The sequence below is a fragment of the Zobellella sp. DQSA1 genome, from assembly GCF_041950555.1.
GTDB lineage: Bacteria > Pseudomonadota > Gammaproteobacteria > Enterobacterales > Aeromonadaceae > Oceanimonas.
This window is the reverse complement of record NZ_CP169531.1, coordinates 1,727,216-1,750,814: the sequence shown is the minus strand read 5'-3', so window position 1 is coordinate 1,750,814 and position 23,599 is coordinate 1,727,216. Positions and strand designations below refer to the sequence as shown.

Sequence of the window (23,599 nt, the reverse complement as noted above, 5' to 3'; positions counted from 1 at the left end):
CTCTTATGCGCTTGCCGGTTGTTGTGTCTTGCTCGCCAATACCTCGGCTACAGTGTAAAACGAACCGAAGGCAATAACGATATCCTGTTCACCACACTCTGTTTGTGCCGCCTGCAGCGCCGCATCGACCGACTTGAAGCAGTGTCCGCCCGGTTGTTGCAGGGCCAGTTCATCGGCGCTCGCGCCCCGGGGCCCTCCCAGGCCGGCCAGGTACCAGACATCGACCAGGGGGCGCAACGGCGCCAGGCTGGCATCGATGTCCTTGTCCTTGAGCATACCGACCACCGCCAAACGCCGGCCGGACACCGGCAGCGCCGCCAGGCGGCTGGCAAGATAGGCCGCCGACTCGGGGTTGTGAGCCACGTCCACCCACAGCCGGGGCTCCAGCTGCTGCATGCGTCCGTTAAGCCGAGCCTGGCGCAAACCGTATGCCACCGCCGCGGCATCCGGTTTAAAGGGGGACAAGGCCAGGGTCGCCAGCGCGGTGGCCGCGTTCATCAACGGCAGGCTCGGCACCGGCAGGTCATCGAGCCGCCACCCCAGCCCCTGGAAGGACCAGAGCCCGCCCTGCTGCTGCCAGTGATAATCCCGTCCGGTACAAGCCAGCGGCGTACCCAGCCGCTGCGCATAATCGAGCAGACGGGCAGGCGGCACCGGATCGCCACATACCGCCGGCTTGCCGTTACGGAAAATACCGGCTTTTTCATAGCCGATGGCTTCCCGATCCGAGCCCAGCCAGTCGGTGTGATCCAGGGAAACGGTGGTAACCACGGTTTGGTCCGACGCCACCGCATTGGTGGCATCCAGCCGCCCGCCCAGGCCGACTTCCAGCAAGACCACGTCGGGAGCGGCCTCCCGGAACAGCCAGAGGGCGGCCAGGGTCGTGAACTCGAAATAGGTCAGGGCGATCCCGTCCCGGGCCGCTTCGACCGCGGCGAAGGCGGCGCAGAAGTCGGCCGGCTCCGGGCTGGTCCCCCGGATCCGTACCCGCTCGCGATAGTCGAGCAAATGCGGGGATGAATAGACCCCGACACTGTAGCCGCCGGCCGCCAGCATGGACTCCAGCAGCGCACAGGTGGTGCCCTTGCCGTTGGTGCCGCCCACGGTAATGACATGACTGGGCAGACGGAGCAGACCAAGCCGCCCGGCCACCAGTGTCATCCGCTCGAGTCCCAGTTCGATGTGGGCGATGTTCAGGCCTTCCAGCCAGGCCAGCCAGTCCGTAAAAGACCGGTTTGAGACGGGATCACGCACGGCGCTCATCAGAACTCTGCCGGCTCCTGGTTCATCAGCTTGCCGATCAGGCCTGCCAGGCGATCGCGCATTTCGCGACGATCGATGATCATATCGATGGCACCGTGCTCCAGCAGGAACTCGCTGCGCTGGAAGCCTTCTGGCAGTTTCTCGCGCACCGTCTGCTCGATCACCCGAGGTCCGGCAAAACCGATCAGGGCCTTGGGTTCCCCCACGTTGACGTCACCCAGCATGGCCAGGCTGGCGGACACTCCACCCATGGTCGGATCGGTCAATACCGAAATAAAGGGCAACCCGGCTTGGGACAGGCGATTGAGGGCGGCACTGGTCTTGGCCATCTGCATCAGGGAGAACAGGGCTTCCTGCATACGGGCACCGCCGGAGGCAGAGAAACACACCAGGGCCCGGTTTTCCGCCAGGCAGGCTTCCACCGCCTTGACGAAACGCGCCCCCACCACCGAGGCCATAGAGCCGCCCATAAAGGAAAATTCAAAGGCACAGGCCACCACCGGCAGTCCTCTCAGGGTGCCCTTCATTACCACCATGGCATCTTTTTCATTACTGGATTTCTGAGCGGCGCTGATCCGGTCCTTGTACTTTTTGGAGTCCTTGAATTTCAGCACGTCCTGGGGCTCCAGCTCGGCGCCCAGCTCTTCCCGGCCGTCCTGATCCAGGAACTTGTCCAAGCGCATACGGGCACCGATGCGCATATGATGATCGCACTTGGGGCAGACTTCCAGATTGCGATCCAGCTCGGCACGATACAGTACCTGTTCGCAATTGGAGCACTTGGTCCAGACCCCTTCCGGAATATTATGACGACGAACACCGATGTTCTTATTCTTGGGGAGAATTTTCTCAAGCCAACTCATGGAAATCCTTAGCGTTAATGCATAGTTATCACGCAGTTTGATCAGGTTGAACCGGTACTGTCAATCGGCCTGCGCCGCCTGGCGACACCCTTGACCGGCCCCTGACAGCCCTGATTGCCGACCGCTGCCTACCGGAACAGGCGGCCGCATTTCTGGCTGGCATTAAACCATATAACTGCATGCAGGTTGATAAAAAACTGGTACCACCGATATTGGTCTTACCGCTATTCAATCAGTTGATCGGGCAACCACAAGGGGCCGGGAACCGGGCTCGGCAAGCCGAAATGGGTGGGATAATCCACTTCCACCAGATAGAGTCCACCCGCCTTGGCGGTGACTCCGGCCAGGTTGCGATCCCGTCCTTCCAGTATTTCCTCCACCCAACCGGCCTCGGCCTGGCCCATCCCCACCGCCAGCAGGGTGCCGGTGATGTTGCGCACCATATGATGCAGAAAGGCATTGGCCTTGATGTCGAGCACCACATAATTCCCGTAGCGCTTGACGTTCAGGTGCATGATGTTGCGATACGGGCTGCGCGACTGGCACTGTACCGCCCGAAAGGCACTGAAATCCCGTTCGCCCAGCAGACACTGGCCCGCCTCATGCATTTTTTCGGCGTCGATCGGGCCGGCATAGTGACTGACGCCACGGCCATGAATGGCCGGCCGCATATTATGGTTGAAAATAATATAGCGGTAGCGTCGGGCGGTGGCGCTGAAACGGGCATGGAAGTCATCATTCACCGGCTTGACCCAGCGTACCGCGATATCCGGTGGCAGGTTGGCATTCATTCCCAGGGTCCAGGCCCCGGGTTGGCGCTCGGCCTGGGTGTCGAAATGCACCACCTGGCCGGTGCCGTGCACGCCTGCATCGGTGCGTCCGGCACACTGCACCTCTACCGGGTGATCGGCGATTTTTGAAAGGGCTTTTTCCACCTCTTCCTGGATGCTGGAAACTTCCCGTTGCCGTTGCCAGCCATAATAACGGCTGCCGTCATACTCGATGCCAAGGGCAATGCGCATAATCAGTTCCAAGGTCAAAAAGGACGGCAATTATACCTGTTACGACAGCAAATTGAAGAACCGGCCCCGGAGCAAAGCCGGTGCGGGCAGGATTATCGTTTGGCCAGCCGCTGCAACAGTTTGCGGGCGTCGGCCCGCTGTTCGTCGTTCCCCTGCTCCAGCGCTTCGTTAAGCAGGTCCCGAGCGCTGTCGATATCCTCGATTTCGATATAGGCCCGGGCCAGATCCAGCTTGGCGCCCATGCCGCCCTCATCCAGATCGATATCGATATTCCGTCCCTGACCGAGGACATCGGCGTACTCATCCAGCTCCAAATCCAGTTTGCGGTCGTAGTCGCGCTCAGGGCCTTCGCTGAGCTCCGCCTCTTCCATCAGTTGTTCGACGGAAACATAAGGCTCCTCGGCCAGCTCAGGTTTTGGCGACTCGGTGTCTTCCGGCTCGCCGGCGTCGACCGGATTGGCGGCAAACAGCAGATCATCAATATCATCGTCTGAGACCTTGTTCCTGGTGTCCGCCGCCCCTGCTGTTTCATCATCAAACAGCATCTGCGAGGCATCTTCTCCGGGTTCCAAAGGTTCCGGTACCACCTCCGGCGCCGAGGGCTGCTGGCGCAGGGCCTCCTGCTCTTCCTGCAACTGCTGTTCTTCCAGGAAACGGGCGAAGGCATCTTCATCAATATCCCGATCGGCGGCGGGCCGTTCGGCGTCGGAGGCCGGCTCGGGCGGGACAGCCACCGGCTCGGGATCCGATGCGAACAGCTCATCGAATTCATTGCGTTCATCGTCGATCATGGCCGTCTCGGCCAGTTCCTGCTCCTGTTCGGCCAGTTCCCGCTTGACCCGGTTGCGCCACCACAGGGTAAAGAGCGCCAGCAGCAGCAACGCCGGCAGGGTCAGCACCAGGGCCAGGTTGAGCGGATTGCTCAGCAGCTCATCGAGCCAACGGCCGATGCCGGGAGCAGAGGCGGCAGCAGGGCTTTCCCCTTCACGCGCCACCTTGAGCTCGTTCACTTCCGCCGTTAACCGGCTCAGGTGCTGACGCAATACCTGGTTGTTGTCGGCCAGCGCCGCCAGCTGTTCGTTGGACATCGCCACCTGCTCGCGCAGTTCATCCATCAGCCGGGCCTGTAGCCGGGCCAAGGCCAGTTCCTCGGCCTGATCCGGCGCCGACGGCGAGGGGGATCCCGGCGCTGCGGCAGCCATAGTCTCAGTTTCACCCGGAGCTGCAGCCGTGGTCGTAACCGGTGCTGCCGCTACCACAGGTGCCGGGGCCGAGGCCGGTTTCGGTTCGCTCAGCACGGTCGTGGCGGCGGCCTGGGCCGGCACCGCCGGCGTGGGGCTGACAGGCTGCGGCTGGGCGGCCGGCCTGGGCGCGGAGGCCGCCGTTGGCCTGGTCGCTGCGTCTTGGCGCGGTGCCGTGGCCGCCCGGGTCGCGGAACGGTTGCCCTGCTGGCTCAGGCGCCGGAATTCCGCCTCGGCTTCGCGGGGAGAGCGCTGCCGGGCCTGGGATTGGGTGGGCAGGCGCAGGCTGGCGCCACGCTGCAGGTAGTTGATATTGCCCCGTACGAAGGCGCTGGGATTGAGGTGATAAAGCGCCACCATGGTCTGCTGGACGGTAACGGGTGCCCGGGTATGACGGGCGGCGATGGACCACAGGGTATCCGTGTTGCGAATGGGGCCATAACGTCCGGCTGGCGGCGACACCGGAACGGGCTGGTTCACGGGGGAGGACGCAGCCGGCGGCGGGCTCTGCGCCGGCGCGGAAGCTTCGGGGCCTCTCAGTTCGATATAAAACTCGCCCTGCGCCAAGGAAGGTGCGGAGCAGGCCAGCCACAAGGCCAGACCGGAACAAAGGAGGGGTCTGAGTCGTCTCATTGTGTATGTTGTATCCTTTTCCTGACTCTTCACCGGAGCATCCGGCAGTCTTGGCTCGCCATGGCACAAGTGTAGAAAAAAACAGTGCCAATAGGAACTTATCTATCCGCTTTATCGATACCTGCTCTATCGGCCGGAGCAGCTCAGGCTTTAAACCCCAATGACGCGAACGTCGTGCCGGCTGCACGGAGCTGCAGCGAACCCAGCTCACGCCGCTGCAGATAGTCCTTGCGCAACCGGTCGAAAAAGCCGGGCTGCCCCAGCGCCTGGCGAAAGGCGTCGTCGTCCTGTTCGATATCATAAACCAGGCGGACCAGGCGCTCGAGCAACACCTGATCCGGCCGCTGCGCCAGGGCCACCGAACTGACCGGCGGCGCCGGAAACAGCTGCTCCGGGGTCATGGCCACCTCTTTGCCCTGCTGCTCACACAAGGCCCGATACAGGGCGAAGGTACCCCGGACTTTGCCTTCCAGGCTGTAACCGGCGATATGCGGTGTCGCGAGCAACACATGGGGGACCAGGGCGGCCAGCACCTCCGGCTCGTGCTCCCACACATCCATCACCAGCGTCAGCGGCGCTGGCCCCAACTGCCGCTGCAGCAGGGCCTGGTTATCCCACACTTCCCCCCGGCAGGCGTTGATCAGCACCTGCTCGGACGACAGCCCGTCGATCGCTCGGCGATCCAGCAGGTGCCAGCTGGGATGGCCGCCGTTATGACTCAGCGGGACATGGAAACTGACGATATCGGCGCTCAAGGCTTGTTCAAAACTGACAAAATCCGCCGGATCCCGTGCGGCCCTGGGAGGGTCGCACAACAGTACCTTCATCCCCAGCGACCGGGCTCGTCCGGCGACTTCGCTGCCGGTATTGCCGGCACCGATAATGCCCAGCGTCCGGTCCTCGAGCTGCCAGCCCTTGTGCGCCGCCACCCGCAACAGAGCCGCCAGCAGATAGTCGCCTACCGCGACCTTGTTGCAGCCCGGCGCACTGGCAAAGCCGATGCCCTTGCGCTCAAGCAGGGCGGTATCGATGTGGTCACAGCCGATGGTGGCGGTGCCCACGAAGGACAAGCGCCCGGCCTTGGCCAGCAGCGCTTCATCCACCCGGGTAATGGAACGGACCAGCAGCACATCCACATCCTGCAACTGCTCCGGAGTGATGTGCCGGCCGGGGCAGGTTTCGACCTCGGCCCAGTCACCAAACAATTCCTGCACAAACGGCATGTTTTCATCGGCCAGCAATTTCATCAGTCACCTCCTCGAACGGCGGAGCATTGTACCCCGAGTTGCCCCGGGCTTCAGCTGTAATCGCCCTCTTCATTTTGCTAGACTCGCCGCTTTCTCTTACCGGTTCTCTCTGATGACATTACGGTTACTGTTTGGTGTCCTGGCCATACTGGTCGTACCGGTGGCGCTCGCCAGCCTGGGTTACCACTGGCACTGGCACTGGTTTCCCTTGCTCGACCTGGATGAACCGCCGGCACTGCTGGCCTATGGCCTCACCCTGTCGGTTGGCAAGGCCGGTATCGCTATCGCGCTCGCGCTGTTGAGCGCCCTCACCCTGCATCGCTGGCGGCGACGCCCCGGGCAATTGCTGGTGTTTTTTCTCTGCCTGATGACGGCCCTGGGCGGGGCCTTCGTTACCAAGACCCTGGCCAAGCTGTATTTCAAGGAGCCCAGGCCCTATGTGCTCTGGCTGGAAGAGCAGGGCAAGATCGACAGCGACCGCTTCTATGCCCAACGGGAGTCGGTACGCGAACAATGGCTGGCCGAAGGCCTGAGCCGGGTATCGGAACAGCAGATCCCCGGCTGGCTCAAGCTGCACTGGCAGGAAGAGGTGAATTACTCCTTCCCTTCCGGCCACTCTATTGCCGCCATGACCATCGCCGGGTTCTTCTGCCTGCTGCTGGGTTACCGCCGGGCCTCGCCCTGGCTGGTCGGTGCCCTCGCCGGCTGGGCGGTGGCGGTATGCTACTCCCGTCTTTTGCTGGGCCTGCACTGGCCCGCCGATATCCTGGCCAGCAGTCTGCTGGGCTTTTTGTTCGGCGCCCTCGGTGCCTGGGGCTTTATCCGCTGGGACAGACGGAAGCTGGAAGTGGGAAGCGGGAAGCGGTAATAACCAAAAGGGCGCTGAAGCGCCCTTTCCATACCAACCTTGGTGGTTCTATCAGCCCTTGTACTTGCTGAACACCAGGCTGGCGTTGGTGCCGCCGAAACCGAAGCTGTTGGACATCACGGTATCCAGCTCGGCTTCCTTGTATTCGGTGACGATGGGCAGGCCCTTGGCCTTCTCGTCCAGCTCGGTGATGTTGATGCTGGGAGCGATAAAGCCGTGTTCCAGCATCAGCAGCGAATACACCGCCTCGTGCACACCGGCGGCACCCAGGGCATGGCCGGTCATCGCCTTGGTGGCGGAGATATAGGGCGCCTCGGTACCGAACAGGCTGTGGATGGCTTCCAGCTCCTTGACATCGCCCACCGGGGTAGAGGTCCCGTGGGTGTTGACGTACTGCACCGGCGCCGGCGCCGTGGCCATGGCCTGCTTCATGCAGCGTACCGCGCCCTCGCCGGAGGGAGCGACCATGTCGTAACCGTCGGAGGTGGCACCGTAACCGGTGATCTCGGCGTAGATCTTGGCGCCGCGTTTCAAGGCGTGCTCCAGCTCTTCCACCACCACGATGCCGCCACCACCGGAAATGACGAAGCCGTCACGGCCGGCGTCGTAGGTGCGGGAGGCCAGCTCGGGGCTCTCGTTGTACTTGCTGGACAGGGCACCCATGGCGTCGAATTGCAGCGCCAGGGTCCAGTCCACCTCTTCACCGCCGCCGGCAAATACGATGTCCTGCTTGCCCATCTGGATCTGTTCCAGGGCGTGGCCGATGCAGTGGGCCGAGGTGGCGCAGGCGGAGCTGATGGAGTAGTTGATGCCCTTGATCTTGAAGGGAGTGGCCAGGCAGGCGGAAGTGGTGGAGGACATGGTGCGCGGCACCATGTAGGGGCCGACCCGGCGCACGCCTTTTTCCCGCAGGGTATCGCAGGCTTCAATCTGATTCTTGGAAGAAGCGCCGCCGGAACCCACCACCAGACCGGTACGCTCATTGGACACCATGGACTCATCCAGTCCGGCGTCGGCGATGGCCTGCTCCATGGAAAGATAGGCAAAGGCGGCGGCATCGCCCATAAAACGCATGACCTTGCGGTCGATGTGCTCGGCCGGGTTCAGTTTGATGTTCCCCCATACCTGGCTGCGCAGATTATAGTCAGCAAACTGCTGGGAGAAGCTAATACCGGAGCGGCCCGCCTTGAGGGAGGCCAGAACCTCTTCCTGATTGTTGCCAATGCTGGACACCACACCGATACCGGTAATGACTGCTCTTCTCATCTATCTTTCCTACTGTCTTGATTTGGCGCCAATTCTAACCACAAAACATGGTCAAACTGGTCTGCTTTCACATAAAATGGCCGCTTTTACGGCCCCGGAGGTTCAGTGTCACCCCACTTCATTACAACCGCACGCCTGGACTGGAATGACCAAGGCACGCCGGTCGCCGCCGCGTTCGACGATGTCTATTTTTCCAACGACAACGGCCTGGCCGAAACCCGCTATGTGTTTCTGGGCCAGAACGGCCTGCCGCAACGCTTCATCGAGCATGACCGCGCCCTGTTCGTGGTGGCCGAAACCGGCTTCGGTACCGGCTTGAACTTTCTGGCCACCTGGCAGGCCTTTATCGACTATCGTCGGCAATATCCGCAAGGTAACACCCGGCGCCTGCACTTTATCAGCGTGGAAAAATATCCGCTTTCCCATGCCGACCTGCGGCAGGCCCTGAGCCAGTGGCCAGAGCTTAGCACTTTAAGCGAACGTTTGTTAGCTGAATATCCGCTGGCCGTGAGCGGCTGTCACCGGCTGTGGCTGGCGGAGGATCTGTGCCTGGATCTGTGGCTGGGCGACGTGGCCGAGCTGCTGCCCCAGATGGAAGCCGGGCTGGCGGGCAAGGTGGATGCCTGGTACCTGGACGGCTTCGCTCCCGGCAAGAACCCCGAGATGTGGACCCCGGCCCTGTTCGGTGAGCTGGCCCGCCTGGCCAGGTTCGGCGCCACGCTGGCTACCTTTACCGCCGCCGGCTTCGTGCGTCGCGGCCTGCAGGAAGCCGGTTTCGAGGTCGCCCGGATCAAAGGTTTCGGTCGCAAGCGGGAAATGCTGGCCGGGCATCGCCGCCCGGAGGCCCGCACGCCCTACCCCACGCCTTGGTACTGGCGCCGTCCCGGCCGGGGTGGTCATACCGCCATCGTCGGTGCCGGCGTGGCCGGCGCCGCCCTGGCCCAGGCCCTGACCCGCCGCGGCCACCGGGTTACCCTGCTGGAACAGGCCGCCGGGCCCGCCGCCGGCGCCTCGGGCAACCGTCAGGGTGCCATCTATCCGCTGCTGAACGGCGAGCACGACGGCCTCAGCCGGTTTTATCTGCAAGCCTTCCTGTACGGGCGCAGGGCCTTGCCGGCCCTGGCGAGGCGCCAGCTCTTTGCCCACGACTGGTGCTCTGTGGTGCAACTGGCCCACGATGAAAAAAGCAGCTCCAAAATCGACAAGCTGCTCGCTGGCCACTTTCCGCTCGAACTGGTACAGCCCCTGACGGCTGAGCAGGTCAATACCGCCATCGGCATCGAGGCCAACCAGCCCGGGGTCGCCTACCCGCTGGGCGGCTGGGTCTGCCCCTTCGAACTGACCCGGGCCTTGCTGGCAGAGGCAGGACAAAGCGGCCTGCTCGACTGCCATTTCGATACCCGGGTTACCGCGCTGAGCCATGACGGCCGGCACTGGCACCTCAACACCAGCGGCGGCGACGTTCATGCCGACAATGTGGTGCTGGCCAACGGCCACGAGCTGACCACCCTGCCCCAGGCCGAGGGACTGGCGCTGTATCCGGTACGGGGCCAGGTCAACCACCAACCCACGGCGCCGCAACTGGCGCCGCTTAAGACCGTGGTCTGCTACGAAGGCTACCTCACCCCGGCCTGGCAGGGGCAGCACTGCGTCGGCGCCAGCTACGGCCGTCAGCAGACCAGCCTGGACTACCGGCCCGGGGACGAGCAGGACAACCTGGACAAGCTGGTGCGCACCCTGCCCAGCCTGCAGGGACTGACCGCCGCAGCCGGCGCCGGCCGGGTGGGCATCCGTGCCGCCTGCCGGGATCACCTGCCCCTGGCCGGGGCCGCCCCGGACAAGCAAACCCAACTGGAGCAATACACCGGCATGCACCAGAAGCCCGGCCAGGCCCTACCGCTGGCGGCGGACTGTCCGGGGCTCTATGTGTTGTCGGGGCTGGGTTCCAGGGGCATGTGCTCGGCGCCGCTGCTGGCAGAGCTTCTGGCCGCCCAGTTGCTGGACGAGCCCTACCCCCTGGCGCGGGAACTGTTGGCTGCGCTCAATCCCAACCGGCACTGGCTGCGCAAGTTGCAAAAGGGAAAGGCGGTGGAGGGAACTACTGCGGGCGAATAAGCCCCAGGTTGCGACCATAGTCGTTTTGCTGCTGGAAGTCCCGCAGTAGGGTCTGGGCGATCTCCAACTGATGGTAGCCCACGTTGTCCGCGATCCGGCGCAACTGATCACAACTCGGCTGCGGAGCGATCTCGAACAGGGAACGCTCCAGCCATTCCGCCGCCAGCAGGGCCCGCTCCCGCACCAGCCGCTCATAGCCGGTGAGGGCCAGCCGGTAGTTCTGCCAGTCCGGTGTTTGTGGCCATTCCAGGGGCTCGGTCACGGTGGCGGTGAGGGAGACCAACACCTGGGCCGGCAGGCAGCCCTGCTCGCCCTCTTGTCCCGACAGTTGCCAGGACAGACTGTAATCCACATCCGCCAGGTTCGGCTCCAGTGCGCTCGAACCGTACACATCCACCGTCTGCCGGGCTTTCAGCGTCATCTCGGCGGCGGCAGGCATCGCCAGCAGCAACATCAGGGCACAATATACTCGCATCACGGCAACTCTCCCGGTGGACAGTCCTTATAACAAGGTTCAGCATCATTATAGGCCCGTAGGGGTGTCAAGTCATTTGAGTCTACAGCTGCCGGGGCGAAAATTAACGTTAAAACCACCAGCAACGTCACAGATTGCCTGACATCCGCCGCCTGCCTCTATATAGTGCCCCTAACTGTTTATTGGTTGGAGAGCTGTATGATCACAGCCTATACACTGAACGGAAAGTCCCTCGATATTCAGCCGCTTACCACCGAGGACTCGCTACCCGTCGATACCCTGTGGCTGGATATTTTCAAACCCGACGAGCTCGAACAGCAGTGGATGAAACAACTGTTCGTCGAGGAAGCACCGGAGCTGGACGAACTGGACGATATCGAGGCATCGGCCCGCTTCTACCGGGACAAGGACGGCCTGCATATCCATTCCCTGTTCCCCCAGCGGCTGGGCAAGGAAATCGACGGTATCAACGTGCTCTTTACCCTGCGCAACAACATGGTGATCAGCCTGCGGGAAGACGATCTGGGGTTGATGCGGCTGCTACGTCACTACATGCGCCAGGACCGGCTGGAGGTGGAAGATGCTCCCGACCTGCTGCTGGAGATTTTCCAGCTCAAGATCGAGTACATTTCCGACCTGATCGAAGACGGTTACAAGACCCTGGAAGACACCGCCAAGGAAGTGCTACAGGTGGACGATCTGCACAAGACCATGTCGGATCTGATGATGCAGGAGGACGGCAACGGTCACATCCGGCTGGCACTGTATGATACCCGGCGCGCCCTGCGTTTTTTGAAACGCTCGCTGCGCCAGAGCGCCAGCGACGAGCAGCGTAAATGGATCGACGAGATGCTCTACGACATCGAATCCCTGCTGCCCCACACCCAGTTCCTGTTCGACAAGATCAACTTCCAGCTGGAAGCCGCCATGGGCTTTACCAGCCTGGAGCAGAGTAAGGTGATCAAAATCTTCTCGGTCGCCGCGGTGGTGTTCCTGCCGCCGACCCTGATCGCCAGTATCTACGGCATGAACTTCGAGATCATGCCGGAGCTGGGCTTCGACTACGGCTATATCATGTCGCTGGTGATGATGCTGATGTCCGCCTGCGGCACCTACTACTTCTTCAAGCGCAAGGGCTGGCTGTAAGGGCCGGGATTGGTGATTCGGGACTGGAAACCCGGCACCCGAGTCCCCAGTCCCGCCCCCCGATATTACCGGTGGTAGAAGCGTCGGCCGTGCTCGTCCCGACGACCGGCGCTGAAGGCCGACACCCGCTTCAGGTAACCTATCACCCGAGTGGCATGGTCAATATTTTCGCTGCCACAACTCGTACAGCTCCAGTCGGTGTGCTTGCTGATATGGCCGCAGTCGTTGCAGAGGGTGCTACGCACGTTCACGGTAAAGTAATGGCAGCCGCTGCTGGCGGCGATACGATACAGCTGCAGGTAACCGGCCTCGCTCAGATGTTCGTCCAGGTTGAGGTGCAGTGCCGAGCCGCCGTCCAGGTACTGCACCAGGTCTTTGCCGTGCAGCACGAACTTGTCGAGCACCTGGGTTTCCTCCTCGTCCTCCACCACATAGAAGTAGGAGTTGTAACAGTCCCGCGACACCCGGTAGCCGTCGGCCCTGTCCCACTTGGCATTTTTCACGCCCAGGTTCTCCGCCGGCACGAACTCGGTGTTGAACAAGTAGCCGTATTCCTGCCGCGCCATGCGGTTGGCATCGTAGATGATTTTCAACCGTTCTCTGACAAAGGCCTGGTAACCTGGATTGTTGCCGACCTTGATGCCCCTGTATTCCGCGGCCTCCACCATGCCGTTGATGCCGATGGTGAGAAACTGCTTGTCCAGGCTGATAAAGCCGGCGTCGTAGACAGTGAGGATGCCATTGGCCAGGAAGTCTTCCATCAGCCGGCGATAGGCCACCTGGTACCGCTGGATCTTGTAGATTTCGCTAAGCAGATCGCGACCGTCCTGCTCCAGCCGGTTCATGTTGAGGGTGATCACGTTGATGGAGCCGGTAGCGACCCCGCCTGCTCCCAGGGTGTAGGAGAAAGTATGATCACTCACCTCGTTACGCAGCCGGCAGCAGGAGGCCAGGGAATCGGCGCTGTCCGACATATAGATAAAGAAGCTGTTGCCACGGCTCATCTGCTCGGCACAGAGCCCGGCAAAGTCGGTGTCGGCCGGCGCCCCGTTCCGGGTCAGCATGGCGGCGGTCACCACCGGGAAGGTCAGCACCGCCTTGCGCCGTTCTTCGTTGAACCAGTCGAGGAAGTGGGCCTGCAGCCGGAACACCGAGTCGGCCTGGGGCCGGCTGCCATCGGGGAAGACGAAAAATTCGAACATGGTGGTGAAATAGTCGCGATCGAACAGGGAAATATTCCAGAACACGCTCTGGTAGCCCCTGGCCGCCGCCGGCTGGTTGATGGCATAGATCACATGCTGCAGATGGTTGTTGATGGCATGGGCATGTTCGGTAAGATAATTGTCGCCGTAGTCCTTGCGGGCGAAATAATCGAAGTAGGTCAAAAACTCCACCGTGGCCACGGCACCGGCAAACTGAGAGCTGATGGCAAACACCAGGTTGACGAAGGCGCCGCAAAACGACTCCAGGTGACGGGGCGCCTTGCTCTCACCGCCGAGCCGGGTCAGACCATCGAGCAGGAAGGGGTACATGGTAATGGACACGCAATAGGGCTTGAGGCTGGTTTCATCGTGCACATAGATCTCATGCTGCTCGATTTGCCGCTCGTATTCCGTCGCAAGATCGGTGCCGAACAGTTCGGCAATCTTGTTCTTCACCAGCCCGCGGTTGACCTGCACGAAAAAATCCTTCATCAGCTCCGCCTCGGCGGTAGCAATGTTTTTCTGGGTCACGTTGGCATTGGGATCCATCTTGGAGCCATCAGCCGCATTAGGCGCCTTCATATAAGCATTAAAGCTGTCTACCTTGGCACTCAACTGCTCCGGGTGCAGACGTATCATGACCTTCTCCAAAAAATGTGATTGAGCGATTCACCCGTGCTCAGGCAAATCAGCCGTTGATTAGTGTCCCTGGAGTCGAGACCGCCGAGTTCGGCCCGCCAGGGGCCCGTCTTGAGGTAGTCGAGCTCGGCCAGCAGCGCCCGGCCCACCCGCTCCCGCCCGGTATAAAGGCAGGTCTTGAGCCCCTGCCGCCGCACTTGGCGCAGCAGCGTCAGCAGCGCCTCCCGGTCCCATTCTCCACCGAAAAACAACACACAGGTCAACAGACCCCGATAGCGTTCAAGCCAGCCCTGCAACCGCGCGCCGGTGAGCGGGCTGCCCGCTTGCGGGTCCCAGCTGTCGCGGCTGTGGCAGCCCGGGCAAGCCAGGGGGCAACCGGTCACCAGCCAGGCCAGGCTGACCTCGCCGGGCACTTCCTGCAGCACCACCCTGGGTTCGAAGGCATTGAGCATCAATTGGCACCAAACACTATATGTTGTGTCTAAATGCTAGACTCAAACACCATATATTGGAATATGTCGTTTCAGGGATCCCTCTTTTCCCTGATCTGGATCAGGCTTGCAGCACGAAAACACAAGCCAGATACCACTTTACAAAAAAAGCCGCCTGTGGCCTGCTCTGGCCACTGTGATGAACAGGAACAAGTTTGGGAGAAAAACAATGACAAAAACGACGATGGGCCTTCTGCTGCTTGCCTTTGCCCTGAACGGTTGCGACAGCAAGGAGGTGGGCAAGGTGTCGCTTGGGGTGTTCACTACCAAGGACATCAAGATAGAAGTGCTGACCGATCCGGTGGTCACCGGCGTTACCTGCCATATCTCCAACGTGGTGGCGGATCTGAGCCTGGCGGATCCCTCCGACATGTCGATCAGTTGCCGCCAGACCGGGGAGATCACCCCCGAGATGATAGCGGCGGTGGACAAGTCCAAAAGCGGCGAGCTGGTCTTCAAGAAGTCGAAAAGCATCTTCCTGAAAAGCCTGAAAATCCGCCGCATCTACGACGAGTCCAGCCAGAGCCTGCTGTATGTAGCCTACAGCACCAAGGAAACCGAAGGCAGCTTCAAACACTCCCTGTCGACGGTACCGCTGTGGGATACGCAGGCGTATGACTCAACCGCACACATACACTGGCCATCTGAACAGTAGAACCTGTCCTGGAGACGAACCTAAGGCCGGTATTTGGAGCTAAACAGCAGCTCTGGATGGTAGTTCACTCAAGACAGTGAGCAAATATAGCAGGTCCTTCACCCCAAGGAGTTTGAGCACCGGACACCGTCGTTATCACCCCAGCGGCAACTCACAATGCAACGATAACGACGGTTTCCGTGAGCATCTGTACGGCAGTATTAGGAACTGTCATTTATAATTAATCCCTTTATTAATCACTTTCAATGTACTAGGCTCAAGCAACATCCGTATCTACAGATATTTGTAGGCAGAGTATGTCAAACGTTAATAATTTACCCTAAATAGGACTATGAATGATTGTCCCCAAGTGAGTCACATGATAAAAATATAGGGAACTAATCCAATGTAAGGCATGGGCCTAGGGAAAGCACTGCTATGTCACTATCCGAACTATTAAAAAATACCCGCCCCACCGTCGAACAGCGTGTGTCTGCTCTTCTCCCTCCATATACATTATTTTTTTCGATTTGTGATGGTAAACAACGAGCTCGCGTCGTTCATGCCTCAGCCGAGGACTGGGAAACAGCATGGCAGATGGGATCACATCAAGCCCAACTGTTATCTCAGAAATTAGGGATAAGCATCTGCTGGTTAAGAGTGGACTGGGTATACTCGACCAAAGAAACAACATGGCGAGATCTGAAAAGGAAGTTCAGGGCAACCAAGCGTAACTATTTCCGGTTTGGACTTTCATTGGATTCGGAGTGTCGGATTGCTTTCCTAGAGCAGGAGCTCAATGCGAATGCGATGCTGTATGGTGGTAATCAGTTCAATCATGCGGTCCTTAACGAGAATAACTTCAGGATTTATGCACAGAACCGTTATGGAAAGCATGTCAATCTTGATTTTGACGATGACCATCCTGTTTACGTCTTATCAACCCAAGGGGTCTTTTGTGACAGTTCAGATAAACCAGTTTTATTATATGGCGCTGGACGGCATGCAGGAAGACGTATAATCAAGAACTTGAATATATCTGACGTTTACCATCTGATAGATAGAGGGAGTCAATATCTTAAAAGTCAGGTGAAAGAAAGCGGACAGTTTTTTTATGGTTCTCATCCATGCTTTGATCGTGAAATCAACACCTATAATTCGTTGCGTCATGCTAGCACAACCTACGCGATGCTTGAAGCTTGGGAGGTTACACAGGAAGTAGCACTCAAGGAATCCATCGAATTAGCATTAGATTTTCTCACTCAAAAATTAATCCAGGATACGGTGTTAAATACGGGCGAAAACGCCTCTTTCCTTATCGATGGCGGTAATGAAATAAAGCTTGGTGGTAATGCAGTCTGTTTATTGGCACTAGTTAAATATAGCGAGTTAACTGGCAGTCAGAAATATCTTGCATTGCTGGAACGCTTGGCATTGGGCATGAAATTTATGCAAGATCCAAGTTGCGGAAAATTTACACATGTACTTCATTATCCAGACCTCACAGTAAAAGAGCCTTTCAGAATCATCTACTACGACGGAGAAGCTGCATTCGGTTTGATACGATTGTATGGATTAACAAAAGATCCTCGCTGGCTCAACGTCGTCGAAAAAGCCTTTGATTATTATATCGTAGCCAATCATTGGAAAGCACACGATCACTGGCTGAGCTACTGCGTTAACGAATTAACCCTGTACCGGCCAGAAGAGCGTTATTACCAATTTGGAATTCAGAATATAGCTGACTATCTGGATTTTGTAGTGGAAAGAATTACGACTTTTCCCACACTGCTTGAGTTAATGATGGCTGCAGAAAAAATGATCTCTCGTATTCAGAGAGAAAATAAGTACACCCATCTATTGAATCAGGTCGATATTGAAAAATTCTATCAGGCCCTTGAACATCGAGCACATTACTTATTAAACGGCCACTTTTGGCCGGAATATGCCATGTTCTTCAAAAACCCACAAAAAATAGTGGGAAGTTTTTTCATCCGACATCATGCATTTCGAATTCGTATTGATGATGTCGAGCACTATCTCTCTGGTTTCGTAGCATATAAAGAATTTTTGGTAAATCACAACACATATGAGAATGAAGATTACACCTATGAGCAAGAATCTTCTTAATAACATTTATCTGTTATATAGGTGCCACTATCTACCGGTTATAACGCCTTTCATGGCTAGTCATTTTACACCAGCTCTTCTGGCAACGACCTCCGGTAGGATTCTTCATCACGGTACCAGCACCTTGTGGAAGTTGAGGTATGTAGCCGGATTAAAAATACTTCGCCATTTAAAATTGCAAATTAATTTTTATCTTTAAAAGATGATAATACATTTCACTGTATGGAGAAAAACATAACGACTATAGCTGCTGAATCGTCAGGAAATCATAAGTAGAAGCTGAACCTTACAGTCGATACAGTAAGCATTCTATTAATTAGTTAAAGGCAGTTATACTACGGATAAGAACAGCATTTGAAAGAAAAAGCTTTGTAATTATCCTCCTTATCTAAGTATATATAATGAGAGCATTGGAAATGAAAATAGATAACGAAAATAAAGGTGATAAAATAGGAGAAAAATCGACTTCCTTTACTGGTGGTGCCAACTGGGACACCAATCGTCTATCAGAAGCCACTAATGGGAAATGGATTATTCCCCCATCCTCTCCGTCTTGGCGTGCCTCGGGATTATGTATACATCCACCGACTATGCAACCCGGGCAAATGGTGGTTATACGCCCGAAGGATAAAGCACATTATGTTACCCCAGCAGCGGCCAAGCTACTACCATTCTCACCACAAGCCTTGATCATTAGTGACGATGATTTCCCTGTTGAGGGAGATATACCGGTATTAAAAGTTTCAGATTCTAGAAAAGCGATTATAAACATAGGCCACTATTCACGATCTCAGATGAAAGGAAAGGTTATTGGTGTCACAGGAAGTTCAGGCAAGACAACAACCGTGGCCATGCTACATCATGTACTTCGCCCTTGGGGAGAAGTTGGGAAAACTGAACATAACGCCAATCTCCCGGTAGGTATCGCGTGGAATCTGGCCTCAATTCCTTGGGGCGCTCCACATATTGTCATGGAAATGGCAATAGGGAACATGCCACAGAACTCATCTCTTGTTCAACCACATATCGCCATTATTACCAATATCAATGCCGCACACCTTAAGTATCATCACTCGACAGAAGAAATAGCCAAGAAAAAATCAAAAATATTTTCTAAAATGCCGGCTGACGGAATTGCCATTGCGAACAGAGACATCAAAGAGTGGCCAATTATAGAAGCAGAAGCCAAACAAAATGGATTAAGCCTCATCACTTTTGGCCAGCATCCTGAAAGTAATATCAGACTGGTTAAATATGATCCTAAATCACAACATGTTCATATAACACATGACAATAAGAATAAAATAAAATTCAGACTTGGTTCACCAGGCATCCATATGGCGATGAACAGCCTAGCGTGCCTAGCCACAATTATAGCTTTACAGCTAGATATTGAACCAGCCATTGCTATGCTTCCCCTTTTCAAGCCTGTACCTGGTAGAGGGGAAATGTTTCATCTGTCACTGAATGGTAAAGCATTACGTGTTATTGACGACGCTTACAACGCTAATCCGGCATCTATGAAGGCAGCAATGAGTTTAATTCGTGATCTACCTCTAATAAATAGTTCAGGAAGAAAAATCCTCGTTCTTGGGGATATGCTTGAGTTGGGAGATGAGTCGGACTGTTTGCATAAAGAGTTAGTTCCCTATATATCTGAGACAAAAGCTGATCATGTATTACTTGTAGGTGATCATATGACGAATATTAGCCAAGAGATTTCTGATAAAAACATACAGTGCACCGTTTTCAAGGATGCATTATCTCTTAAAAAAGATTTGTTCGAATTATTAAATGATGGAGACACTGTCCTTTTTAAATCATCCAACGGGGTAGGACTCCACAAAATAATAAAAGAAATTCGCGCTATAAGTTAACATTTAAGATAATACTCAGCCACCAGCATCAGGATATTTATAGGTGGCTGGGTTTTATTTTAAACCGTTCACCAAAAATCGTCACAAACAGTGTTGCATCGACAACATTTCGAATATATCAATAACCCCACTCACTAACTAAATAATCCACCTATTAGCCCATGATTTAAATACTGAAGAATTAAACTAATACTCTCTTTATCAATTACCACTTATCTCAATTGATAAAAAGTCATTTAACTCTCCATGCTTATGTTCCTCATTAATATGATTTTCAAGAACTTTATGCAGCACGTTAAGAATACTTGTGTTATGGATTTCATTACGTTGGTCTGACTCTTTCCATAATATTTCGGACCAACCATTAGCACGAGCAACCTTCTTGTCTTCCATACCCAACTCTTCAAAAAGCTCCCTTATAAAATCAGCACCATGTATTCGTTCCTCAACATTTAACCTTTGACCACCAAGATAGTAAAAGTTTCTTAATTCCTGTGGAACAATAGTTTTTCCTACTGGGTCAACGATCCCTGCAATTCTGAGCCAAAATTCCTGTGCATCGTACGTTTTATGAAATAAATATTCCTCTAGCTCCTTCTCATTTTTTGGCAAGTCCTGCTTGGAATAACGATACGATTTGAATGCAAACTCAGCCCACCGGGCAGTTCCTTCCAAAAGCCAAGGTGATTTAAACATAGTATACCCATACTGATAAAGATGAAAAAGCTCATGTGCCGGTGTGAGATTCCCTAGAGATATTTTACTGTTTATATCTATTCTCAGTACACATTCATCATTATTGACAGCATCATGTCTTAGATAGCCAAACACTTCATCATATGCCAAACCGTTTCCTTTCGACAAGGATAACAAATTAACATCAATGTATTTTGCCTGATGATATCTAGGTTGACTCAACGGATGCGTCATTCCCATGACCTCGGAAAAAATTCGGCGTCCAGCAACTAATTGCTTTGAGATGTTTATAACTTTATCTGGGACTGTATCTCTAGAAAAGTCTGTGGGGGATGGATAAAATTCGGCTGAAGAATAGTATATTCTGAACTCATCCCTAATATATACCTTATCCAGTTCATAAAGTTTTTTATTTGATAAAGACTTGCACTTTGAAGCAGAATACTCAGCAGACGCAGAGTGATTAAAAATAGCCACAATCAACATCAAGACCAGCTGTATTAATTTATTTCCCATCATGAGATACACAGCGACGTCTCCAATATTAAATTGCATACATTTAAGTTGCTACATAGTCTAGCGCACTATAAAATCATTAGTATAATTCTAGACCAAACTACAATAATGTGTATCATAAAGAAAAGCTGTGCGCTATAATTTTATCGGTATTGAAATACTATGGAAATAGTAGTGTAGCATCCCAGCATTTTTCCGTTGACTAATAATAAATAGAAGTAGAAAGGTGGTAGCATGTCAACACTTGTATCAACAGCCATTCCAAAAAAACTGTCACTCTTCCACTCTATTTATGGATCCATAATAAAAACAACCCCTATAAGTATGATGACTGTTATATTATTATGCGTTTTATCCCAGCTGGCATTATTGACTACATTACTTCTCCCCTGGAAATTATTAATGCTTCTGTACAGTGGTACTCTCCCAGAAGGACTGCCATCATCACTCGCTCGTTTTGAATTAAAGATACAGGTAACAATACTAGGCATGGCAATTTTACTCAGTCTTATTTTTCATCTTTTCTGTGAGCTAAGTGCCAGCTGGGTATGTAAAAAAGGAGCTAACAGTCTTCTTGAAAATCACCAAAAGACCGGTTTATTTAACAATCACAAAGTCCATGCTTATCAGCTATACAGCCACCTGCTACAAGCGCAAGCATCGGCTGTATTTTGCTTGATCGTCACAGGATGGCTTTACTTTTTTTATCCCAACCTACTTATTGTTATAATGATCTATGGGATATTTTGGACCGGAGTGTGGATTTCCCTTATCAAACCTTTCCCATCTAGACAGCAACGAGTGGAAAAGTTGCTCCCTTTACTCTATAAACTTTGGTGGCATATAGGTTTCATTTGTGTACTTTCTTGGGTAGCATGGGATTATTGGCAAGAAAGAATGCCCTCATTACTTATCCTTTTTATTTCTCTTATTTTAGTAAGACAAGGATTACTGCAATCCACTCAAATTTTGCATCGATTATATATGGTTAATCGACAACTCCCCCGCGCACGTTCACTTTTTCTACATAACTCATCATGGCAACCAGCAATACATATAGAACAAAGCTTTCACCATCTTCTTGACTTTTCAACCAGAGCGAGATGGATCCAAGAAATACTCTCAAAACACGATCAACCGACAAAACTCCCTTTGGAAATTAGTTGTCGTCTGGCCAATGCTGGAAATATCGCCTACCTGAAAGTTAACGTTAAAAATACACAGCTCACAAATACTTCTTCATTTATTTTAAAGATCCATAATCATTCATATGAAACCAGTGCAGAACATGAAGTTGACATCTTAAAAGTAGCGAAAAATTACTGGCCTGCACCAATTATCATTGAACATCAAAAGGTAGAGCAGTTTCAATGTATACTGCTCCGAGTCGAGCCCACTGAAAACTGGATTAATTCTGTAGAACGGAGTAAAACATTACCCGATTTACGCACGAAATTAATGGGTTGTGATCTACCGAAAGAATTAATCGAGCGTTATGACCGCTCTCACCCTCATCTATTAGAGAGATTAAAAAACATTCCCTGGCCCTTGCTTGTCTCGATTTCGGAAAACCAAAAAAATGAACGGGCTTGTATTGATATACAGTCTTGCTGGTCCGTTATACTTGAACAGCTCGCCACACTGCCACGCCAACTGGTACTACCGGGACTGGGTGAGCGTCTGATGAGCAAAACGGGTAGCGATGATGTACTGATATGTGACTGGAGCCAGTGGCGCTGGGAACCAGTAGGCTCCAGTTGGACCTTAAGCCCTGACATAGAAAACCAGCTTGAAATTGCGTTGAAAAAAGCAGCACTCCATCGACCGGAGATGCTTGATATATCTCCATGGCAAGTACAATGGGCAACTCGCCTATATGAATTCGAACGTAGATTAGCCAGTAAAAACTATGCCGGGGCAATCAACATTGTTCCCGGGATGTTACAAGCATACAATCGCGGTAACGAAGGTTAGCAAAAACTACCGTTCCCTCAACGCTTCCTTCGCCTGGTTGAACGGTTTTACCAGGTAATCAAAAACGGTCTTGCTACCGGTTTTAATGTCAACCGTGGCAATCATACCTGGGACTATCGGGAATTGGGTCCCTATTTTATTTTCAAGAGAGTCGGATTCGGTAAGAATAAACACTCGGTAGTAAAATACTTCCGGTTTCACTTCATCCTGGATGGTATCGGGTGAAATGGTGACCACCTTGCCATCCAGGCTACCGTAGATATTGTAGTCGTAAGCGGTGATCTTTACCTTGCCTTCCTGCCCCGGATGGATGAAGGCAATATCACGCGGAGAAACGCGGGCCTCAATCAGCAATTGTTCATCCAGGGGCACAATCTCCATCAGCCGTCCGTTGGGCGGGATCACACCACCGATGGTGGTAACTTCAATGTCTTTGACAATGCCCCGTACCGGAGAACGGTGCGTCAGCCGGGTCAGTGCATCGGCCCGCCCCTTGATCACCGACGACAACGCGTCAACCTCGGCATTGACCTTGGCCAGCTCTTCCCGCGCACGCACATGATACTGGGAGCGCAAGTCCACCGCTTTCAGCTCCATTTCGGCTTTTTGCCGGCGCAGGCGCAATACTTCCACATTGCTTGCCGCGCCGGCCTTCGCCAGCGCTTCGGTAATAGCCAGCTCACTGTTGAGCAACTTCAATGACTCGTTGATCCCCTTCAGCGACTCATTCAGGCTGTGCTGGCGCGTGTGGTAGAGCTCCGTTTCTTCCGCCACCAACGCGGGGTAGCCGGCAAGCTCTTCCGAAAAAGCAAGCGCGGTGCCGTTTACTTCCGCGGTCAATCGTCCCACGCTGGCCAGCGCGGCCCGATACCTGGCCGCGCTTTCTTCCACGTTGGATTCCGTCTTGGTGGGATCAAGCTGAGCCAGGATCTGTCCCTGTTCCACAATATCCCCTTCCCTGACGCTCAACATCGCCAGAATGCCGCCTTCGAGCGACTGCACCACCTGCTCCCGCGAGGTGGGCACCACCTTGCCGCTCCCGGTTGAAACCTCATCCACCTCGGCAAAATAGGACCAGGTTCCCAACACCGCCAGCAGCAGAAAGAACACCCATACCACCCGGGTGGACCGGATCACGGTAGCCTCGTCCACATCGTCGTTGTAATGCTGATAGCGTTGGTCATATCCGCCATCCAGTATGGCGATGTTCCTTCCTTCTCCTGGTGTCTTAACAACCAGCTCCCGTCCGGTTTGAATCGTCATGTCTTTTACCCCTAGTAAACCCTTGTTGCTCTCACCAC

Annotated in this window: 18 protein-coding genes; 7 read left to right on the top strand and 11 right to left on the bottom strand. The window is 54.6% G+C overall.

Going from position 1 to position 23,599, the window contains the following annotated elements; translation table 11 throughout:
- Positions 1–3 precede the first annotated feature (3 nt).
- The 5 genes from folC to ACEVBK_RS08305 form a co-directional block, all read right to left on the bottom strand.
- A complete protein-coding gene (gene folC / locus ACEVBK_RS08325; RefSeq protein WP_375058136.1) occupies positions 4–1,263 on the bottom strand; it encodes a bifunctional tetrahydrofolate synthase/dihydrofolate synthase in 1,260 nt (419 codons plus the stop codon).
- Complete coding sequence (accD, locus tag ACEVBK_RS08320) at positions 1,263–2,126, bottom strand: acetyl-CoA carboxylase, carboxyltransferase subunit beta (protein ID WP_375058135.1); 864 nt, start codon at positions 2,124–2,126, stop codon at positions 1,263–1,265. Before accD ends, folC begins: the two co-directional genes overlap by 1 nt.
- Positions 2,127–2,350: 224 nt before the next feature.
- Positions 2,351–3,148, bottom strand: a complete 798-nt coding sequence (truA, locus tag ACEVBK_RS08315; RefSeq protein WP_375058134.1) for a tRNA pseudouridine(38-40) synthase TruA — start codon at positions 3,146–3,148, stop codon at positions 2,351–2,353.
- 92 nt (positions 3,149–3,240) lie between these two features.
- On the bottom strand, positions 3,241–5,022 hold the full coding sequence (locus ACEVBK_RS08310; protein WP_375058133.1) for a FimV/HubP family polar landmark protein: 1,782 nt from the start codon (positions 5,020–5,022) through the stop codon (positions 3,241–3,243).
- A 143-nt stretch (positions 5,023–5,165) separates the two neighbouring features.
- Positions 5,166–6,269, bottom strand: coding sequence for a 4-phosphoerythronate dehydrogenase (locus ACEVBK_RS08305; RefSeq protein WP_375058132.1), 1,104 nt, complete (start codon positions 6,267–6,269; stop codon positions 5,166–5,168).
- A 112-nt stretch (positions 6,270–6,381) separates the two neighbouring features.
- Here ACEVBK_RS08305 and ACEVBK_RS08300 point away from each other — a divergent pair, with 112 nt between their 5' ends.
- Positions 6,382–7,137, top strand: coding sequence for a phosphatase PAP2 family protein (locus ACEVBK_RS08300; protein WP_375058131.1), 756 nt, complete (start codon positions 6,382–6,384; stop codon positions 7,135–7,137).
- Between the two features lie 51 nt (positions 7,138–7,188).
- Here ACEVBK_RS08300 and fabB read toward each other — a convergent pair whose 3' ends face one another.
- Complete coding sequence (gene fabB, locus ACEVBK_RS08295) at positions 7,189–8,403, bottom strand: beta-ketoacyl-ACP synthase I (RefSeq protein ID WP_375058130.1); 1,215 nt, start codon at positions 8,401–8,403, stop codon at positions 7,189–7,191.
- A 105-nt stretch (positions 8,404–8,508) separates the two neighbouring features.
- Between fabB and mnmC the strand changes: the two genes are divergently transcribed.
- Positions 8,509–10,518 (top strand): bifunctional tRNA (5-methylaminomethyl-2-thiouridine)(34)-methyltransferase MnmD/FAD-dependent 5-carboxymethylaminomethyl-2-thiouridine(34) oxidoreductase MnmC, encoded by a 2,010-nt coding sequence (mnmC, locus tag ACEVBK_RS08290; RefSeq protein WP_375058129.1) that lies wholly within the window; start codon positions 8,509–8,511, stop codon positions 10,516–10,518.
- On the opposite strand, the gene ACEVBK_RS08285 is transcribed toward mnmC, so the two are convergent.
- Positions 10,502–10,993 (bottom strand): DUF922 domain-containing protein, encoded by a 492-nt coding sequence (locus ACEVBK_RS08285; RefSeq protein ID WP_375058531.1) that lies wholly within the window; start codon positions 10,991–10,993, stop codon positions 10,502–10,504. The two genes, mnmC and ACEVBK_RS08285, sit on opposite strands and share 17 nt — an antisense overlap.
- A 198-nt stretch (positions 10,994–11,191) precedes the next feature.
- On the opposite strand from ACEVBK_RS08285, the gene corA reads away from it, so the two are divergent.
- Complete coding sequence (gene corA, locus ACEVBK_RS08280; protein ID WP_375058128.1) at positions 11,192–12,139, top strand: magnesium/cobalt transporter CorA; 948 nt, start codon at positions 11,192–11,194, stop codon at positions 12,137–12,139.
- Positions 12,140–12,204: 65 nt separating this feature from the next.
- Here the strand turns inward: corA and nrdD are convergent, their stop codons facing one another.
- Complete coding sequence (nrdD, locus tag ACEVBK_RS08275) at positions 12,205–13,980, bottom strand: anaerobic ribonucleoside-triphosphate reductase (RefSeq protein WP_375058127.1); 1,776 nt, start codon at positions 13,978–13,980, stop codon at positions 12,205–12,207.
- Positions 13,977–14,432: an anaerobic ribonucleoside-triphosphate reductase activating protein gene (gene nrdG, locus ACEVBK_RS08270; protein ID WP_375058126.1), complete on the bottom strand. Its 456-nt coding sequence runs from the start codon at positions 14,430–14,432 to the stop codon at positions 13,977–13,979. The genes nrdD and nrdG overlap by 4 nt, the downstream gene beginning before the upstream one ends.
- A 208-nt stretch (positions 14,433–14,640) precedes the next feature.
- Here nrdG and ACEVBK_RS08265 point away from each other — a divergent pair, with 208 nt between their 5' ends.
- From ACEVBK_RS08265 to murF, 3 genes are all read left to right on the top strand, one after another.
- Positions 14,641–15,126, top strand: a complete 486-nt coding sequence (locus ACEVBK_RS08265; protein ID WP_375058125.1) for a CreA family protein — start codon at positions 14,641–14,643, stop codon at positions 15,124–15,126.
- Between the two features lie 417 nt (positions 15,127–15,543).
- Complete coding sequence (locus tag ACEVBK_RS08260) at positions 15,544–17,235, top strand: hypothetical protein (RefSeq protein WP_375058124.1); 1,692 nt, start codon at positions 15,544–15,546, stop codon at positions 17,233–17,235.
- Positions 17,236–17,651: 416 nt separating this feature from the next.
- Entirely contained in the window at positions 17,652–19,112 is a 1,461-nt protein-coding gene (gene murF / locus ACEVBK_RS08255) for a UDP-N-acetylmuramoyl-tripeptide--D-alanyl-D-alanine ligase (protein ID WP_375058123.1), read from the top strand.
- Positions 19,113–19,313: 201 nt separating this feature from the next.
- Here the strand turns inward: murF and ACEVBK_RS08250 are convergent, their stop codons facing one another.
- Positions 19,314–20,363 (bottom strand): hypothetical protein, encoded by a 1,050-nt coding sequence (locus tag ACEVBK_RS08250; RefSeq protein ID WP_375058122.1) that lies wholly within the window; start codon positions 20,361–20,363, stop codon positions 19,314–19,316.
- Between the two features lie 195 nt (positions 20,364–20,558).
- Here ACEVBK_RS08250 and ACEVBK_RS08245 point away from each other — a divergent pair, with 195 nt between their 5' ends.
- Positions 20,559–22,298: a hypothetical protein gene (locus ACEVBK_RS08245; RefSeq protein WP_375058121.1), complete on the top strand. Its 1,740-nt coding sequence runs from the start codon at positions 20,559–20,561 to the stop codon at positions 22,296–22,298.
- A 6-nt stretch (positions 22,299–22,304) separates the two neighbouring features.
- Here the strand turns inward: ACEVBK_RS08245 and ACEVBK_RS08240 are convergent, their stop codons facing one another.
- Positions 22,305–23,561 (bottom strand): HlyD family efflux transporter periplasmic adaptor subunit, encoded by a 1,257-nt coding sequence (locus tag ACEVBK_RS08240; RefSeq protein ID WP_375058120.1) that lies wholly within the window; start codon positions 23,559–23,561, stop codon positions 22,305–22,307.
- Positions 23,562–23,599: the final 38 nt, after the last annotated feature.

Bases quoted from the DNA above. Each gene is read 5' to 3' on its own strand.
- corA (WP_375058128.1), top strand. From the start codon at position 11,192: ATGATCACAGCCTATACACTGAACGGAAAGTCCCTCGATATTCAGCCG.
- ACEVBK_RS08245 (WP_375058121.1), top strand. From the start codon at position 20,559: ATGTCAACACTTGTATCAACAGCCATTCCAAAAAAACTGTCACTCTTC.
- nrdG (WP_375058126.1), bottom strand. From the start codon at position 14,432: ATGCTCAATGCCTTCGAACCCAGGGTGGTGCTGCAGGAAGTGCCCGGC.
- ACEVBK_RS08310 (WP_375058133.1), bottom strand. From the start codon at position 5,022: ATGAGACGACTCAGACCCCTCCTTTGTTCCGGTCTGGCCTTGTGGCTG.
- folC (WP_375058136.1), bottom strand. From the start codon at position 1,263: ATGAGCGCCGTGCGTGATCCCGTCTCAAACCGGTCTTTTACGGACTGG.
- ACEVBK_RS08250 (WP_375058122.1), bottom strand. From the start codon at position 20,363: ATGCAATTTAATATTGGAGACGTCGCTGTGTATCTCATGATGGGAAAT.
- ACEVBK_RS08285 (WP_375058531.1), bottom strand. From the start codon at position 10,993: ATGCGAGTATATTGTGCCCTGATGTTGCTGCTGGCGATGCCTGCCGCC.
- ACEVBK_RS08305 (WP_375058132.1), bottom strand. From the start codon at position 6,269: ATGAAATTGCTGGCCGATGAAAACATGCCGTTTGTGCAGGAATTGTTT.
- truA (WP_375058134.1), bottom strand. From the start codon at position 3,148: ATGCGCATTGCCCTTGGCATCGAGTATGACGGCAGCCGTTATTATGGC.
- ACEVBK_RS08240 (WP_375058120.1), bottom strand. From the start codon at position 23,561: ATGACGATTCAAACCGGACGGGAGCTGGTTGTTAAGACACCAGGAGAA.
- fabB (WP_375058130.1), bottom strand. From the start codon at position 8,403: ATGAGAAGAGCAGTCATTACCGGTATCGGTGTGGTGTCCAGCATTGGC.
- ACEVBK_RS08265 (WP_375058125.1), top strand. From the start codon at position 14,641: ATGACAAAAACGACGATGGGCCTTCTGCTGCTTGCCTTTGCCCTGAAC.
- accD (WP_375058135.1), bottom strand. From the start codon at position 2,126: ATGAGTTGGCTTGAGAAAATTCTCCCCAAGAATAAGAACATCGGTGTT.
- ACEVBK_RS08300 (WP_375058131.1), top strand. From the start codon at position 6,382: ATGACATTACGGTTACTGTTTGGTGTCCTGGCCATACTGGTCGTACCG.
- nrdD (WP_375058127.1), bottom strand. From the start codon at position 13,980: ATGATACGTCTGCACCCGGAGCAGTTGAGTGCCAAGGTAGACAGCTTT.
- murF (WP_375058123.1), top strand. From the start codon at position 17,652: ATGAAAATAGATAACGAAAATAAAGGTGATAAAATAGGAGAAAAATCG.
- ACEVBK_RS08260 (WP_375058124.1), top strand. From the start codon at position 15,544: ATGTCACTATCCGAACTATTAAAAAATACCCGCCCCACCGTCGAACAG.